This is a genomic window from Pseudomonas botevensis (assembly GCF_019145475.1).
Classification (GTDB): Bacteria; Pseudomonadota; Gammaproteobacteria; order Pseudomonadales; family Pseudomonadaceae; genus Aquipseudomonas; species Aquipseudomonas botevensis.
In genome coordinates, this window is the sequence record NZ_JAHTKI010000009.1 from 182,404 (window position 1) to 199,864 (window position 17,461).

The following is a 17,461-nucleotide window of genomic DNA, read 5'->3' on the forward strand; positions in this document are numbered from 1 at the left end:
CGTTAAAGCCTTTAACCACGCCAATAAAACCAAAAGAGTGAGCCCCCATGCGCCTGAGTCTCAAGGCTAAAGTCCTGTCCCTTGCCGTCCTTCCGGTGTTGCTCTTTGCGCTGGTGATCAGCCTGACCACGCTGTTCATCCTTCAGGAACAGGCGCACAAGGAGGTCGAGCAGACCCGTGAGCGTCTGCTGGGCGACGCCAAGGCCACCCTGCAAAGTTACGTCGCCGTGGCGATGACCACGATCAAGCCTCTGTACGATGCCGCCGCTCCCGGCGACGTCGCAGCGCGGGCGCAAGTGATCAAGCTGCTGTCGGGCATCAAATACGGCAAGGACGGCTACTTCTTCGGCTACGACTCCGAGACCGTGCGCCTGTTCAAGGCCAACGACCCCGAAGGCGTGGGCAAGAGCTTCAAGGACAATCGCGATCCGAATGGCGTCTATGTCAACCGCGACCTGGTGAAGGTGGCGAAGGACGGCACTCACTACCTGCAATACAGCTCGCCGCTGCCGGGCAATGCGCAGGTGCTGGTGCCGAAACTCGGCTACACCGAATACCTGGCGAAGTGGGACATGGCCGTGGGTACGTCGGTCAACCTCGACGGCATCGAAGCGCAAGTGGCGCTGGTTGAGGCCCAGGTGCAGGAACGCATGCAAGGCGTGGTGTTGAGCATCGTTGGCGTGGCCGTGGTGGTGCTGTTGGTGATTGCGGCGGCAGGGCTGCTGCTGGCCAACACCATCCTGCGTCCTTTGCATCTGATGAAAGCCAATCTCGACGACATTGCGGCGGGCGAGGGCGATCTGACCCGACGCCTGGCTATCACCAGCCAGGACGAACTCGGCGAACTGGCCGGTTCGTTCAACCGTTTCGTCGACAAGATCCATGGTCTGGTGCGCCAGATCAGCGAGATGACCACGCAACTGACCGGGCTGGTGACGCAGGTCTCGGATCAGGCCCAGCGCTCCGACCAGGCCATGGAACGCCAGCGCCACGAGACCGATCAGGTGGCAACGGCGATCAACGAGATGTCGGCCGCCGCCCAGGAAGTGGCGAAAAGTGCGCAAAACGCGGCAGTCGCCGCACGCCAGACCGATGAAGAGGGCCAGGCGGCAAAGCGCGTGGTGGCCGGCAGCATTCAGCAGATTCATGCGCTGGTGGACGACATTCGCAACAGCGGCGTGTCCCTCGACAGCCTGCAGCAGGATGTGTCGTCGATTGTCGGTGTGCTCGGGGTGATCCGTTCGATCGCCGAGCAGACCAACCTGCTGGCGCTGAACGCCGCGATCGAAGCGGCGCGGGCCGGTGAGGCGGGGCGTGGTTTTGCCGTGGTGGCCGATGAGGTGCGGGCGCTGGCGAGCCGGACGCAGATCAGCACCCAGGAAATCCAGGGCATGATCGATCGGTTGCAGGCCGGCACCCAGTCGGCGGTGGATGCGATGCGCCGTTCCAGTGAGGCCGGTGACGGGACTTCGGCGCAGGCCAATCAGGCGGGCGCGTCGCTGGATGCGATGGCTGAGCTGATTGCGACGATCAATTCGATGAATGCGCAGATTGCCAGTGCTGCCGAGGAGCAGACGGCGGTGGCTGAGGAGATCAATCGCAGCGTGCATCAGATTGCGGTGGCGGTGGATAGCGTTGCCGATGAGACCCAGCTGGGGGCGCAGACTTCGCGGAGTCTGGCTGAGTTGGGGCAGGGGTTGGGGCGGTTGGTTGGGCAGTTTCGCATTTAGCCTTGGGGGGCTTGGCGGCCTTTGGGCCGGTCAGGCTCTTTGGGGGTTTGGGTGAATATCCGTTTCTGCGGGTGTTGCTGATGGCGGTTTCGCCCTGACGGTCGACTCCCTTTGGCAAACGCCCCAAAGGAAGCAAAGGTCTTGCCCCGGCGTACGGCCCCTCGCTGTGGCTCGGGGTTCCTTCGCTCCGGAATTCATCCGGGGGGCATCGCCTACGGTTTGCTTCGCTGCACCTCCTCTCGATGTGTTTGGCTTCGCCAAACGGTCGCTGCGCTCCCACCCCCGGATAAATCCCTCCACTCAGCCTGCCGAAGGGGCCGGCACGGCAAGATCAAGAGCGCAGGCGAGCTGACACTCGGCCTATTGGTGGGCGCGGGATCTGCTTTTGCTTTTGTTCTTTTGTGGGAGTGGGCTTGCCCGCGGAGGCGGCCTTCGGGCCGACCTGGTTTGGCCGGGTGTACATATTCTTTTCGGCCACCTCGGTCAGTCCCCTCTCCCTCCGGGCGGTCCGACGTTTCGGGAGGGCTAGGGTGAGGGCAGCGATCTCAAGTTTGCCCAAAAAAACATCTGAATCCGCGCGCACGCCCCACCGCCCCATTCATGCGCATTTGTGCAGGCCCTCGCCAAACGCTCCTACACTGCTCTCTACGGCTTGTTTTCCAAGCCTCAGACAACCACCACTGAAGGAGTCTGTCCCATGCCTGATAAAACCTGTGACTGTCCGAAGTGTAATTGCAAGCTCGGTGAGCATCCCGTGGTGCGGCACGGCAAGCATTATTGCTGCGAGGCGTGTGCCAAGCATCATGAGCATGGCGAGGAGTGTTCGAGCAAGGGGTGCAAGTGCGCGCATTGAGTGTCGGTGCGGGTGAAAAAAGAAGTGGAGTCTAGTCAGGCTCCACTTCCAGTTTCAGGCTGTCGTCGTCCAGTCGTTGGGTGTGGCGGACGGTGCCTTGCAGTTTCCGGCCTTCGACTTTGACGACAATGGTTTTGGCGTTTTCCAGGTCCTCCGGCAACGGTGCCGGAACCCGGAGGGCGAAGCGGTAGGGGTCGTTTTCGACGGGTTCCAGGCCGACCGGGCACTCCACGCTTTTGGTGATCCGGCCGAACAGGGTGTCGAGGCCGTAGTCCAGGTGTGCCGGGCTGTTGATGGTCGTCATGTGTGTTCCCCCGAATGAATGCCCGCCGTTGCCAGCAGCTTAGCTGGTCGGTCGCCAGGTGACGTTCTCCACGCCGAATTTCTCCGCCATCGGCTTGCTGGTCTTTTGCACTTTTTCCCGGCCGAAACGGGGGATCCGCCCCACGCCCGCGTCGCAGCTCGCCCAGTGCCAGGCCTCGGCGTTGTCCATTTTGTCCGAGCGGATAATGAACGATTTGGGCGCGCCGTGAAGGGTGTATTCGATGACAAACAGTTTTGCGTTGTTCATAAAGCCGGTCTTCCTCCCTGTGGTATTAGAGGGATCGCGGCGCTTGCGGAAAATTCATTCGGATTGTCCGACGGTCTCTCACATTGGCGATGGAACGGGCGGCTGGTTACCATGGCGTTTCCGTCAGCCCCGATGAATGCTTGCCATGGCCCTCGCTGCGCCCCCCGATCTGAGTGATACCGATGTGCCGGTGCAGCCGCTGGCGCGCACGTACCCGCGCGGGTTGTTCATCGAGCCCCATGAGCATGTCTGGGGGCAGTTGCTGTATGCGATGAGCGGGGTGATGTGGGTCGAGACGCCGCATGAGGCATTGGTGGTGCCGCCGCAGCGGGCGGTGTGGTTGCCGCCGGGAGTGCCCCACGGGATTCGGGTGGTGTCGGACTTGCAGATGCGCAATATCTACCTGCGCCCGGCGCTGGCGGCGACGCTGGATGCGCAGGTGCAGGTGATCGAAGTCGGCGGTTTGCTGCGTGAGTTGATCGTCGGGCTGGTGGAGCAGGGCGACAGTGGCGAGCCGGCGTACTACGAGGCGCTGGTGGGGCTGGCGTTGCTGGAGCTGAAGCGCGCCAGGCGTTCGCAGTTGAAGATCCCGTTGCCGGACGAGTCCGACCGGCGCCTGATGAATCTGTGCCAGGCGGTGATGGCCGCGCCGTCGCTGGAGATTTCTTTCGAGCAGCACGCGGAAAACGCCGGGGCCAGTGTGCGGACGCTGGCGCGGTTGTTCAAGGAGGGGCTGGGCATGGGCTTCGCCGAATGGCGCCGGCAGGTGCAACTGGCGACGGCAGCGGCGGAGCTGATTCAGGGCGTGGCGGTCAGCAGCATCGCCCGTGAGCTGGGCTACTCGCCAAGCAGTTTCAGCGACATGTTCCGCCGCGAGTTGGGCGTGGCGCCTTCGCAATACACCGCATGACACCGGCACACACGAACGCTGTGTGAGAGTTGGCCGAAATTCAGAAGTCCTTGGCCGATGCCTTCGGCCACGATTCCCTAGACTTTGCCCATTCCCTTCAAGCGGCGGAGTTTCCCCCCATGAATTACCTGATTTCGCTGGCCATCGGCCTGGGCGTCGGTCTGTTGTATGGCGCCCTGGATTTTCGTTCTCCCGCACCGCCGGCCATCGCGCTGGTCGGTCTGCTGGGCATGCTGGCCGGTGAGCAGTTGTGGCCGGTGGGGCGGCAACTGGTGGCGGGCTGGTTGTCCTGAATTTCTTTTTTCCTTCGGTGGAGATGTCCATGAAAGCGCTGCAATTCGATAAAACCGGTGATCTGTCCTCCCTGCGCTACGTCGAGGTGCCGACCCCGGTGCCGGCGGCGGATGAAGTGCTGGTGCAGATCAGGGCGGCCGGGCTCAATCCCAGCGACGTGAAAAACGTCCTCGGGCGTTTCCCTTACACCACGCTGCCCCGGATTCCCGGTCGGGATTTCGCCGGGGTGGTGGTGGAAGGGCCGCAGGCCCTGATCGGTCAGGAAGTCTGGGGAACCGGGCGCGAGCTGGGCTTCTTTGCCGATGGTTCCCACGCGCAGTTCGTCAAACTGCCGGCCAATGGCGTGGCACCCAAACCGTCGCACTTGAGTTTTGCCCAGGCGGCGAGCCTCGGGGTTCCGTACACCACGGCGTGGGATGCGCTGGAGCGCAGTCTGGTGAACGGCGAAACCCGTTTGCTGGTGATCGGTGGCGGGGCGGTGGCGACGGCGGCGCTGGCCCTGGCGAAGGTACGCGGCGCGCAGTTGCTGGCGGCGGCGCGCCGGCCGGAGCAGGTCAGGGAGTTGCAGGCCCAGGGCTACCCGACGATTCAACTGGATAAGCCCGAAGAGCTTGGCGCGCAGGTCAACGCCGTGTATCAGGGCGGTGCCGATGTCATCTTCGACACCACCGGTTTCTGGCTGCCGGCCTCGGTCGCCGCGCTGGCGACGTTCGGGCGGATCGCGATCATTGCGGCGCCGGTGGACGGCCATGTGCAATTGCCGGCGCTGGCGCTGTACCGCAAGGGCGGCTCGGTGGTCGGGATCAACTCGTTGCTGTACGGCGTCGAGGCGTGCGCGGCGATGCTGGATCAGTTCGGCCGGTTCTTCGACGAAGACCTGCTGCCATTGCCGCAAGGGCTGGTGGAGGCGCCGTTGGCCGAAGGCCTGGTGCGGTATGCCGAGGTGAATCAGGGCAGCGGGGACAAGGTCATCCTCATCCCTTGATTTCAACAACACCCCATAACCCCGTGGGAGCGGGCAAGCCCGCTCCCACTTGGGGCAGATCCAAATCCCGTTCAGAATTGATACCCGATCCCCGCGTAATACCCCCAGCCGTTGGAGCGGGCGCGGAAATTGCCGTCGCCGAAGTTCAGCTCGCTGCCGTCCTCCCAGTTGCCGCCGTTGTGGAAGTAACGGCCCACCAGGGTGAAACGCAGATGGGTGAAGGAGTAGAGCAACACGTTGGTCGCCACCGTGGCATTGGCGGTGCGCGCCGGGTTGTCCTTGTGCAGGTCCGAGCCGAAATCGAAGTTGGTGAAACCGATGTAGGTCAGTGACGCGCCGTTGCTGAAACTGCTGATCGGCACGATGTACTTGAGCTGCGCGCGGTAGCCGTCCCAGGAGTATTCATTGCTGGCGCCATAGTTTTCCCACTGATAACGCCCGTACAGGTTGGCCGACAGATTCACCCGCGAGCGGGTATCGATGTCCGTACCGAGGCCGCTGTAGAGCGTGTTGGCGCGATTGGCGCTGTTGCTGCCGTGGTCGTAGATCCAGTCGAACGCCACATACCATTCCTTGAACGGACCGATGGCCAGGCTGCGGCCGGCGAGGTAGTCGATGGAGATGCGCGGCTCGTGTTCCATGAACACCGGTGAGCCGTGATCCCACACGCCTTTGTCGTGGCTGTTGCCAATGTTGAAGATTTTCGGAATGTCGATGTAGCCGTACAGCTCGAACGGGCCTTTGCGTCCGAAGTATTCGTATTCAAGGTAGATGTCATCAGCCGGTTGCGGGCCGAAGCTGATGTCCTTGCTGCCGATCAGGGTCAGGTCCTGGTTGTACCAGTCCGACAGGTACGCGCCTTTTTTCGGCGGGCTGGCCTCGGGGCTGAGGGTTTCGCCCTGGGCGGACTCGTCGGCGGGGGCGGGTTGCGCCAGGACGCCGTGGCTGAGAAATCCGGTAACGCCGGCCAGTAGCAAGGAAACAGCGACAGTGCGCACGCCATGAGGGCGGCGGCAGGAAGAAACGTGCATTCAAAGTCCTTTTTGCAGATCAAGGCCCGGATTTCCCTGGCCTGTACGGTTTTGTTACGAAAATGTCGGCATCAACACTGCGCAAACGTTTGCACAAGCCGTACCAATTTCTTCAAAGCGCTGAAAGTTCGATCTTTTTACGGATTTTTCTGACAGAGCGGTCATCTTCTTTTGCGTCTTTTGGAAGCGCACCTGTTCGCGAAGATACCGGTTCAGAAACATTGTGTTTCACGGCTGAAGCGCTTTTGCGAGCGACTCCGCTCCCACACCGAATCCCTGCGCAAGCCCATGAATCCGGGACTTGGATCCTTATTCCGGAATCTTCCTACACCAAAGTATTAATGCCATTTAACCAATGCCCCATTGCAGGGCGTCTACTAGCGTGTGTCGGGAATGACACGGTTTTGTGATGACCGTCGCAGTCTTGATTCGCGTGTGGAATAAGCGTTTCGGGTACACGCGCTCAAGGAAGAATTTGGCCACGACAAGGAGTAGCCCGTGCAAGCAAGGTCCGGTATTGCCCTCGTTTCGCGTTTTTCCCCTCTTTCCCTTGCTGTGCAACTGAGCATTGCCGGATTGCTGTTCGGCGGCGTGAGTGCGCCGGCGCAGGCCACCTGCTCCACGGCCGGGTCGATCGTGACCTGTACCGGCGTGCCAAGCCTGCCGCTGTTTCTCAACAACTTCACCAGCCCCAGCAACAACCTGACGGTCAACGTCAACAGCGGGGCGCAGATGAACGCGACCCTCGGCGGCAGGGTGCTGGACCTGACCGGGGTCAACGTCACCCTGAACAACTCCGGGACCATCGACCCGGCGCTGCTCGGCCTGGTGTCGGTGCTCAGCGGCGGTGCCTTTGTCGGCTCCGGGCTGACCAGCACGGTCAGCGTGCTCAACAATGCCAGCGGCATCATGCGCGGCACCGGGATGTTGCTCGGGCTGAACCTCACCAGTGTCGATGGCCTGGCACTCGGGGTGAATAACGCCGGCGGCGGCACCACCAGTATCACCAACAACGGCACCATTACCTCGACCGGGCTGTCGATCGGCGGCATCACCCTGGCGGATACGCCGGTGATCGGGGTATGGGGTGGTTCGCAAGTCAACCTGACCAACAGCAGCTCGGGGACGATCAACGGGCGTATTGCCTTCGAAACCTCGGCGGGCGGCAACACCTTCATCAACGCCGGTTCCATCACCGGCGGCGTGTCGATGGGCGCGAGCAGCGCCAACACCTTTACGGCGGTGACCGGGTCGAGCGTCAATGTGGGGGACGGGATTCAGGTGACGGTGGGCCTCGGTGGCCTGCTTAACGTCAACCTGACGTTTGCCCCGACCGGGAAAGTCGACGGCGGTGCCGGCGGCGTCAACAGCCTGGTGCTGCAAAACCCGCTGGGTATCGGCGGCGGCACGACGGGCGTAGGCACGGCGTCGAGCGCCACCTACATCAACTTCAACAACCTGGCCATCAACAGCGGTACTTGGACCTTGCAGGGGCCACTGGTCAGCGGCGCTACCACCATCAATGGTGGTCTGGCGCAGTTCAACGACAACGCCACCTTCGGCAGCGGCATCCTCACGGTCAACGGCGGGATCCTGCAGGCCAGCACCGGCGGGCTGACGCTGTCGAACCTGATCACCGTTGGCACCAATGGCCTGACGGTGCAGGGCGGTAACGACCTGACCCTGGGCAGCGTGCTGTCTGGTGTCGGCGGCCTGACCAAGACCGGTGCCGGGCAGTTGACCCTCAGCACCGCCAACACCTACGGCGGTGCCACTACGCTCAATGGCGGCACGGTGGCGTTGGGCAATAACCTGGCGTTGAGCAGCGGCGCGATCAACGTCACGGGCGCTTCGACGCTGTCGGCACCGGGCACCCTCAACCTGAGCAACGCCATCAGCCTTGGCGCTGGCCTGACCACTTCCGGTGCCGGGGCGCTGACCCTGTCCGGTCTGCTCACCGGCAGCAGCGGCCTGACCAAGACCGGCAGCGGCAGCCTGACCCTCAGCGGCGCCAACACTGGCTACAGCGGCACCACCGCGCTGAACGCCGGCACTTTGCTGGTCACCAACAACAATTCGCTGGGCAGCGGCGCGCTCAACACCGCCGCCGGCACCAGCCTGGACAGCACCGCCAACGTCAGCCTGAGCAACAACATCGGCATGATCGGCGCACTGAGCGTGCTGGGCAGCAATGCCCTGACCCTGGCCGGCGTGCTGTCCGGCACCGGTTCGATCACCAAGAGCGGCACGGCCAGCCTGACCCTGACCGGCAACAACACCAACAGCGGCATCACCGCGCTCAACGCCGGCAGTCTGTTCGTCGGCAGCAACACGGCTCTCGGCACTGGCGCCTTGAACACCGCCGCCGGCACCACCCTGGATGCGACCGCTGCGGTGGCGCTGGCCAACGCCATCAACGTGGCCGCCAACCTGACCATCGGCGGCACTCAGGCGCTGACCCTCAACGGGGTCATCGCCGGCGCGGGGGGCCTGATCAAGAACGGCACCGCCGCCCTGACGCTGGGCAACACCAACACGTTCATCGGTAACACCGCGCTGAATGCCGGTACGCTGATCCTCGCCGCCAACAACGCGCTGGGCAGCGGCACCCTCAACACAGCGGCCGGTACGACGCTGGATGCCAGCACCGCCGTCAGCCTGAACAGCGCCATCGCGCTGGCCGGCAACCTGAACATCGGCGGCAGCGCCAACCTGACCCTCGGCGGCGTGATCAGCGGCAACGGCGGGCTGACCAAAAACGGCAGCGCCAACCTGATCCTCGGCAGCGCCAACAGCTTCCTCGCCGGCACCACCCTCAACGCCGGCACCCTGACCGTCGGCAATGCCGCTTCGCTCGGTGCGGGTGACCTCACCGTCGGCGGCGTGGCGACGCTGGACAGCAACGCGTCGATCACGCTGGCCAACAACGTTGTGCTCAACGACACCCTGCGCATCGGCGGCAGCAATGCGCTGACGCTGGGCGGCGTGGTCAGTGGCACCAATCAACTGGTGAAAAACGGCAGTGCCAACCTGAGCCTGACCGGCGCCAACACCTATCAGGGCGGCACCACCCTGAATGCCGGCACCCTCACCGTCGGCAACAACGCCGCGCTCGGCACCGGCCTGTTGTCGGTGGAAGGGGCGGGCAGCCTGGTCAGCAGCGGCAACGTCACGTTGAGCAATGCGATCAACCTCAATGCGACCCTCACCACCGGTGGCGCCAATCCGCTGACTCTGGGCGGCGTCATCAGCGGCGGCAGCGGCCTGATCAAGACCGGTGCGTCGACCCTGACCCTCAACGGCAGCAACACCTACAGCGGCACCACCGCGCTGAACGCCGGTTCGCTGATCGTCGGCTCCAACACCGCGCTCGGCACCGGCGTGTTGAACGCGGCCAACGGCACCACGCTGGATGCCGGGGCGGCGGTGTCTCTGGCGAACAACGTCAACGTCGCCGGCACCCTGACCGTCGGCGGCAGCAATGCCTTGACCCTCGGCGGCGTGGTCGCCGGGGTCGGCGGGCTGACCAAAAATGGCGCGGCCGACCTGACCCTCAACGGCGCCAACACCTACTTCGGCAACACCGCGCTGAACGCCGGCAAACTGATCGTCGGCAGCAACACCGCGCTCGGCAGCGGCACACTCAATGCCGCCGCCAACACCACGCTGGACAGCAACACCGCTGTCAGCCTCGGCAACGCGGTGAACCTGGCCGGTGCCCTGAACGTGGGAGGCTCGGCCGACCTGACCCTGACCGGACTGGTCAATGGCGCCGGCAGCCTGGTGAAAAACGGCAGCGCCAATCTGATCCTCAACGCGGCCAACGGCTTCCTCGGCGGCACCACGCTGAACGCCGGCACGCTGACGGTCGGCAACAGTTCCGCGCTGGGTTCCGGGGCACTGACGGTCGGTGGCGCGGCGACGCTGGACAGCAATTCGCCGCTGGTCAATCTGACCAACAACGTCGCGCTCAATGCGGCGCTGACCGTTGGCGGCACGCAGAATCTCGCCCTCGGCGGCGTGATCAGCGGTACGGGCGCGCTGGTGAAAAACGGGGCGTCCGAGCTGACCCTCAACGGCGTCAACACGTTCCAGGGCGGCACTACGCTCAACGCCGGCACGCTGACCCTTGGCACCTCCAGCGCACTGGGCAGCGGCGGCCTGACCGTCGGCGGCGCGGCAACCCTGGACAACAGTTCGGCGTTCAGCCTCGGCAACAACGTCACCCTCAACGCCGGGCTGACCCTGGCCGGCAACAACGACCTGACGTTCGGTGGGGTGATCGACGGCGCCGGCAGCCTGATCAAAAACGGTCTGGCGGACTTGACCCTGTCGGGCAGCAACACCTTCACCGGGGCGCTGAACATCGTCTCCGGCAGCGTCACTACGCTCAACACCAATGCGCTGGGCAACACCTCCGGGGTCAATATCGGCGCGGGTGCCGGCCTCAACCTCGGCAGCAGCGCCAGTCTTGCGGCATTGACCGGCAGCGGCAGTGTGCAGACCAGCGTCGGCACCACGCTGATCGTGGGCGGCGTCAGCAGCACCAGCACGTTCGACGGCGATATCAGTGGCGGCGGCGGTCTGACCAAGGTCGGCACCGGCACCCTCAACCTCACCGGGATCAGCGGCCTGACCGGCAACACCACGGTCAACGGCGGCACCCTGAACCTCAGTGGTTCGCTGGCCAGCACTCAGGTCAACGTCAACAGCGGCGGCAGCGTGACCGGTTCCGGATCGATGCTCGGCACCCTGAACGTCAACACTGGCGGCACGCTGGCACTGGCCTCGGGCAGCAATCTGTCCGCCGGTTCGCTGGTGCTGGGCGCGGGCAGCAATGTCGATGTGCAGCTTGGCGCGCCGTCCACCACGTCGCTGATGAACGTCGGCGGCAACCTGACCCTCAACGGCAATCTCAATGTCACTGATGCCGGTGGTTTCGGCGTCGGTGTCTATCGTCTGTTCAACTACACCGGTGCGCTGACCGATCTGGGCCTGGATGTCGCCAGCGTGCCGGTCGGTTTCGGCCTCGGTGATCTGGTGGTACAGACCGGGGTCGCCAATCAGATCAACATTCAAGTCTCGGCCCCGAACGTCAACATCCGCTACTGGGACGGCAGCCAGACTGTCGCGAACGGTTCGGTGGATGGCGGCACGGGCAACTGGACCGCAGTCGGCACCAACTGGACTAACGCCAACGGTACGCTGAACCAGACCTGGGCCGGCGACTTCGCGGTGTTCCAGGGCACGGCCGGCACCGTGACGGTGGACGGTACGCAGCTGTTCACCGGCCTGCAGTTCATGGTCGATGGCTACAACCTGGTCAACGGTACGGCGGGGCTGCTGACGGCGGTAAACGGCACCGGTGGCACTACGGCCGTGCGGGTCGATCCGGGCGTGACCGCGACCATCGGCGTCAATATCGATGGCAGCGGCATTCTCAACAAACTCGACACCGGCACCCTGGTGCTCAACGGCGCCAACACCTACAGCGGCGGCACCGCGCTGGACGGTGGCAAAATCGTCGTCGGCAGCAACACCGCGCTGGGCAGCGGTCAACTGACCGCCAATGCCGGCACGCAACTGGACAGCAATACCGCCGTCATCCTGAACAACGCGGTGGCGCTCAACGGCAATCTCACCGTGGTCGGCAGCAATGCGCTGACCCTTAACGGGGTGGTTGGCGGCACCGGTGGCCTGATCAAGAACGGCACCGCAAACCTGACTCTCGGCGGCAACAACTCGTTCATCGGTCCGGTGGCGCTGAATGCCGGCGGACTGATCCTGGCGTCGAACTCCGCGCTGGGTTCGGCCACGCTGAACGCAGCGAACGGCACCACACTGGACGCCAGCGTCGCCGTGAGCGCCGGCAACACGATCAATCTCGCGGGCAACCTCGGGATTGTCGGCAGCAATGGGCTGACCCTCGACGGCACGATCAGCGGCGCCGGCAGCCTGACCAAGAACGGTGCGGCCAACCTGACTCTCAACGGCAGCAACAACTTCCTTGGCGGCGTGACCCTGAATGCCGGCACCCTGACCGCCGGCAGCAACACCGCCATCGGCCTGGGTAATCTCACCGTGGGCGGCGCCTCGACACTGGACAGCAACAGCGCGCTGACCCTGGCCAACAACGTCGTGCTCAACGCCAACCTGACCAATGCCGGCAGCAGCGACCTGACCCTCGGCGGTATTGTCAGCGGCGCCGGTGGGCTGGTGAAAAACGGCGCATCAAACCTGACCCTCAATGGCGCCAATACTTACAGCGGTGGCACCACGCTGAACGCCGGCACCTTGACTGTCGGTTCTTCGGGCGCATTGGGCAGTGGTGTTTTGAATGCAGCAGGTGATTCGACCCTCGACAACAGCACGCCGCTGGTGCTGGCCAACGACGTCACCGTCAGTGCCAACCTGACGGTCGCCGGCAACAACAATCTGACGCTGGGCGGGGTGATCGGCGGGACCGGTACGCTGACCAAAAATGGCCTGTCGGATCTGACCCTTTCCGGCACCAACACCTTCAGCGGCGGCTTCGATGTGGCAAGCGGCAGCCTGACTACGCTCAGCAGTGGCGCGCTGGGCAACGGTGCCGGGGTCAATCTCGGAGTAGGGGCGGCGCTCAACCTCGGTGCTTCGGCAACCATCGACAGACTGACCGGCAACGGCACCGCAACCGTCGGTGCCGGCGATACCCTGAGCATTGGCAATAACACCTTGAGCAATGCTTACTACGGCGTCATCAGCGGCAGCGGCAGTTTGACCAAGCTCGGTAGCAACACGTTGACCCTCGTCGGACTCAACACCATCAGCGGCGACACCAACGTCAACGCCGGCACCTTGCTGGTCAACGGCTCGCTGGACAGCGCCAACGTGCTGGTCAACAGCGGCGGCACCCTCGGCGGCAACGGCAGCCTGACCGGCGCGGTGAGTGTGGCCGATGGCGGTCATCTGACGCTGTCCACCGGCAACGTGCTGTCGGTGAATTCGCTGGTACTCAACGCCAACTCCAATCTGGATGTCGGCCTCGGCGCACCGGTCTCCGGTGGCGGCAGCGCGCTGCTCAATGTCGGCGGCAACCTGACCCTCGAAGGCACCCTCAATGTCAGTGACATCGGCGGGTTCGGCAGCGGTGTCTACCGGATCATCAACTACACCGGCGGCCTGACCGACAACGGCCTATTGATCGGCAGCGTGCCGGGCAGCGTGACGCCGGGCGATCTGCAACTGCAAACCAACATCGGCAACCAGATCAACCTGCTGGTCACTGCGCCGGGCGTCACTGTGCAGTTCTGGGACGGCAGCCAGCTCGCGCCTAACGGCTCGATCGACGGCGGCAGCGGCACCTGGGGCGGCAGCAACACCAACTGGACCAACGTCGATGGCACGCTGAACCAGACCTGGGCCAACAGCTTCGCGGTGTTCCAGGGCACGGCCGGCACCGTGACCGTCAACGGCACGCAAAACATCACCGGACTGCAATTCGTCACCGATGGCTACAGCCTGCAGAACGGCACGGCGGGGGCGCTGAATCTGGTCAACGGCTCACTGGGCAACGCCACCGTGCGGGTCGACCCGAACGTCACGGCCACCCTCGGCGTGGCGCTCAACGGCAGCGGTATCCTCGGCAAATACGACGCCGGCACCCTGGTGCTCAACGCCGCCAACGGCTACACCGGCGGCACTGCGCTCAACGGCGGCAAACTGGTGGTCGGCAACGACGCAGCCCTCGGCACCGGTGTGTTGACCGCTGCCAACGGCACCGCGCTCGACAGCAACAGCGCCGTCAGCCTCGCCAACGCCGTGGTGCTCAATGGTGGCCTGACTGTCGCCGGCAGCAATGCCCTGAGCCTGGGCGGCGTGGTCAGCGGCAGTGGCAGCCTGATCAAGACGGGTGCTTCGAGCCTGACCCTCAGCGGCAACAACACCTACAGCGGCGGCACCCAGCTCTCCGCTGGTTCGCTGATTCTGGGCAACAACAGCGCGATCAGCAGCGGTGCGCTGAGCGTGCTTGGCAACGCCACGCTCGACAGCACCTCCGCGCTGCAACTGGCGAACGCGATCAACCTCGGCGCGCAACTGACCCTCGCCGGCAACCAGGACGCCACGCTGATCGGCGCCATCACCGGCAGCGGCAGTCTGCTGAAAAACGGCAGTGCGAATCTCGTGCTCAGCGGTGCCAACAGCTACAGCGGCGGCACCACGCTGAACGGCGGCAGTACCCGTGGCGATACCAGCAGCCTGCAAGGGGCGATCGTCAACAACGCGGTGCTGACCTTCGAACAGAACGCCGATGGCAGTTACACCGGCAACCTCACCGGCACTGGCACGCTGAACAAAACCGGCACCGGGCAATTGCTCCTGACCGGCAATAACGGCTTCACCGGCAACACGTCGGTGCAGGCCGGCACGCTGCGGGTCAATGGCGTGCTCGACAGCGCCATTGTCAACGTCGCCAGCGGGGCGAAGATCGGCGGCAGCGGCAATCTCGCCGGGGCGGTGCAACTGGCGAGTGGCGCGACATTGCTCGGCGGTGGCGGCGCGACGCCGTTGTCGGTCGGTTCGCTGGCGCTGTCCTCGGGGACCAACCTGGACTTCAGTCTCGGTTCGGCGGCCAGTTCCACCACCGTGGTCAACGTCGCCGGCAACCTGACCCTCGACGGCACACTGAACATCGCCAATGCGGGCGGCTTCGGCACCGGGGTCTATCAACTGTTCAGTTACGGCGGCACCCTGACCGACAACGGTCTGGTGTACGGCAGCCTGCCGGTTTCGGCGGCCAACCTGACCTTGCAGACCGCCATCGCCAACCAGATCAACCTGCTGGTGCAAGGCACCCCGGGCGAGGTGCAGTTCTGGAACGGCGGCAAGACCAATCCTGACGGCAGCATCGGCGGCGGCAGCGGCGTGTGGGGGCCTGGCACCAACTGGACCGACCCGACCGGCACCCAGGCACAGGGCTCGAGCGGTCAGTTCGCGGTGTTTGGCGGGCAGGGCGGGACGGTCAGCGTGGTCGGCAACCAGCACTTCACCGGGTTGCAGTTCCTGGCGAGCGGCTACAGTCTGACGCCAGGTGCGGGCGGCACGCTGACCCCGGTCAACGGCCCGGATGGCAGCCTCGCGCCCGTGCGGGTGAATGCCGGGGCAGGCACGGAAATCGGTGTGCCGCTGGTGGGCAGTGGCGGTATCGAGAAACTCGACTCCGGCACCTTGATTCTCAGCGGCGCCAACACCTACAGCGGTGGCACCACGGTCAGCGGCGGTACGCTGGTCGGTAACACCACCAGTCTGCAAGGCAACATCCTCAACAACGCGGCGCTGGTGTTCCAGCAGAACGTCGACGGTCGGTTCAACGGTCGCCTCAGCGGGACTGGCGCGATTGCCAAGCAGGGCACCGGTACGTTGTTGCTGACGGGCGATCAACCGTTCAGTGGCACGGTGTCGGTGGATCAAGGTGTCCTGCAAGTCGGCAGTCGCGCCGCGCGGGCTTCGCTGGGCGGGCAGGTCACTGTCGCCAACGGCGCGGGGCTGAGCGGCAATGGCAGCGTCGGCTCGTTGGTCAACCATGGGGTGGTGCAATCCGGGGCCGAGGCCGGCACCCTGAGTGTCAGCGGCAACCTGACCAACGCCGCCGATGGGGTGCTGGCGCTGACGGTCAGTTCGCCAACCGCCACACCGCTGGTGGTCGGTGGCGCGGCAGCCCTGAGTGGCGGCTTGCAGGTCAACAGCCTGGCGCCCTTCACCGGCAACTCGGTGTATTCGCTGATTACCGCCGGTGGTGGTGTGACCGGCACCTTCAGCGCAGCGGATCTGCCGCAATACGCGTTCCTCAGTACGGCGCTGGTGTATGACGCCAACGCGGTGAATCTGCAGGTCAGCCGCAACAACACCTCGTTCACCGACGTCGCCGCCACCGGCAACCAGTTCAGCGCTGCGTCGGCGTTGTCGCGCAATGGCGCGGCGGGTGCTGCGTTGCTCAATGAAATCGTCAACCTCAGCGTGGCCGGCGCACGGAGTGCCTTCGACAACCTGTCGGGGGAAATCCACGCCAGCACCGCCAGTGCGATGCTCGAGGACTCGCGCTATGTGCGTGACGCGGTCAACGACCGTATGCGGCAGCCATCGTGCAGTGCGGCGGACGATCCTCGTCGGGCGCTGGCGCCAAGTGACAACCAACTGAGCAGCAACGGTTGCCACGGCGAAATGGTCGGCTGGATCCGCGCACTGGGCGCCTGGGGCGATTCGGACGGCGACAGCAACAGTGCACAGATGGATCGCAGCCTCGGCGGCTTCATGCTCGGCACCGACAAACAACTGGACGATCAGTGGCGCGCAGGGATGGCCGCCGGTTACACCCGCAGCAACCTGAACGCTCATGATCGCAACTCGGACGCCACCGTCGACAGCTACCACCTGGCGGGCTACCTCAACTCGCAATTCGACGCACTGGCCGTGCGTCTGGGGGCGGCTTACAGCTGGCACAGCATCGAAACCAAACGTGACGTCAACGTCGGCGCCTACAACGACCGGTTGAAGGCCGATTACGACGCTCGCAGCGCGCAGGTGTTCGGTGAAGTCGGTTATGCCATCAATGCCGGCGGCGTGGCGCTGGAACCCTACGCCGGGCTGGCCTACGTCAACTACGACACCGACACCGCCAAGGAAAAGGGCGGGGCAGGGCGCCTGAAGGCCGATGCCGATCAGGACATTACCTTTTCGACCCTGGGCCTGCGTGTCGGCAAGCTCATCACCCTGGCCAACGGCAGCCAACTCACCCCGCGCGGGGCGATCGGCTGGCGGCATGCCTTCGGTGACACCAAGCCTGACGCCGACCTGACCTTCATCAATGGCGGCGCCTCGTTCAGCACCCAGGGCGTGCCGATTGCCAAGGACAGCGCCATCGTCGAGGCCGGCGTGGACTTCCAGATCAGCCCGGCCGGCAAACTCGGCATCGGCTACTCGGGGCAACTCTCGGGCCAGAGCAACGACCATGCGATGACCATCAGCTTCAGCCTCGGGTTCTGAACGGGAGCGAAGCGTTTTGACCGCCCGCGAGGGCGGTTTTTTTTGCGTGTCGCATGAACAGTTGC

Annotated in this window: 9 protein-coding genes; 6 read left to right on the forward strand and 3 right to left on the reverse strand. The window is 64.4% G+C overall.

The features are described from left to right. Positions 1–47: 47 nt before the first annotated feature. Positions 48–1,730, forward strand: coding sequence for a methyl-accepting chemotaxis protein (locus tag KVQ74_RS29760; protein ID WP_217831670.1), 1,683 nt, complete (start codon positions 48–50; stop codon positions 1,728–1,730). Between the two features lie 697 nt (positions 1,731–2,427). Further along, positions 2,428–2,583 (forward strand): metallothionein, encoded by a 156-nt coding sequence (locus tag KVQ74_RS13980; RefSeq protein WP_217831671.1) that lies wholly within the window; start codon positions 2,428–2,430, stop codon positions 2,581–2,583. A gap of 31 nt (positions 2,584–2,614) precedes the next feature. Here the strand turns inward: KVQ74_RS13980 and KVQ74_RS13985 are convergent, their stop codons facing one another. Then, positions 2,615–2,887 (reverse strand): hypothetical protein, encoded by a 273-nt coding sequence (locus tag KVQ74_RS13985; protein ID WP_217831672.1) that lies wholly within the window; start codon positions 2,885–2,887, stop codon positions 2,615–2,617. A gap of 39 nt (positions 2,888–2,926) precedes the next feature. After that, the gene (locus KVQ74_RS13990) at positions 2,927–3,154 is read right to left on the reverse strand and encodes a DUF6555 family protein (protein ID WP_217831673.1); all 228 of its coding nucleotides are present in this window, start codon (positions 3,152–3,154) and stop codon (positions 2,927–2,929) included. Between the two features lie 136 nt (positions 3,155–3,290). Between KVQ74_RS13990 and KVQ74_RS13995 the strand changes: the two genes are divergently transcribed. The 3 genes from KVQ74_RS13995 (at position 3,291) to KVQ74_RS14005 (ending at position 5,343) form a co-directional block, all read left to right on the forward strand. After that, complete coding sequence (locus KVQ74_RS13995) at positions 3,291–4,064, forward strand: AraC family transcriptional regulator (RefSeq protein WP_217831674.1); 774 nt, start codon at positions 3,291–3,293, stop codon at positions 4,062–4,064. Positions 4,065–4,183: 119 nt separating this feature from the next. Further along, the gene (locus KVQ74_RS14000; protein WP_186533475.1) at positions 4,184–4,357 is read left to right on the forward strand and encodes a DUF1427 family protein; all 174 of its coding nucleotides are present in this window, start codon (positions 4,184–4,186) and stop codon (positions 4,355–4,357) included. A 29-nt stretch (positions 4,358–4,386) separates the two neighbouring features. After that, a complete protein-coding gene (locus KVQ74_RS14005) occupies positions 4,387–5,343 on the forward strand; it encodes a quinone oxidoreductase family protein (protein WP_217831675.1) in 957 nt (318 codons plus the stop codon). Between the two features lie 71 nt (positions 5,344–5,414). Here the strand turns inward: KVQ74_RS14005 and KVQ74_RS14010 are convergent, their stop codons facing one another. Beyond that, positions 5,415–6,374: a nucleoside-specific channel-forming protein Tsx gene (locus tag KVQ74_RS14010; protein ID WP_217831676.1), complete on the reverse strand. Its 960-nt coding sequence runs from the start codon at positions 6,372–6,374 to the stop codon at positions 5,415–5,417. Between the two features lie 498 nt (positions 6,375–6,872). Between KVQ74_RS14010 and KVQ74_RS14015 the strand changes: the two genes are divergently transcribed. After that, on the forward strand, positions 6,873–17,396 hold the full coding sequence (locus tag KVQ74_RS14015; protein ID WP_217831677.1) for an autotransporter-associated beta strand repeat-containing protein: 10,524 nt from the start codon (positions 6,873–6,875) through the stop codon (positions 17,394–17,396). Positions 17,397–17,461 lie beyond the last annotated feature (65 nt).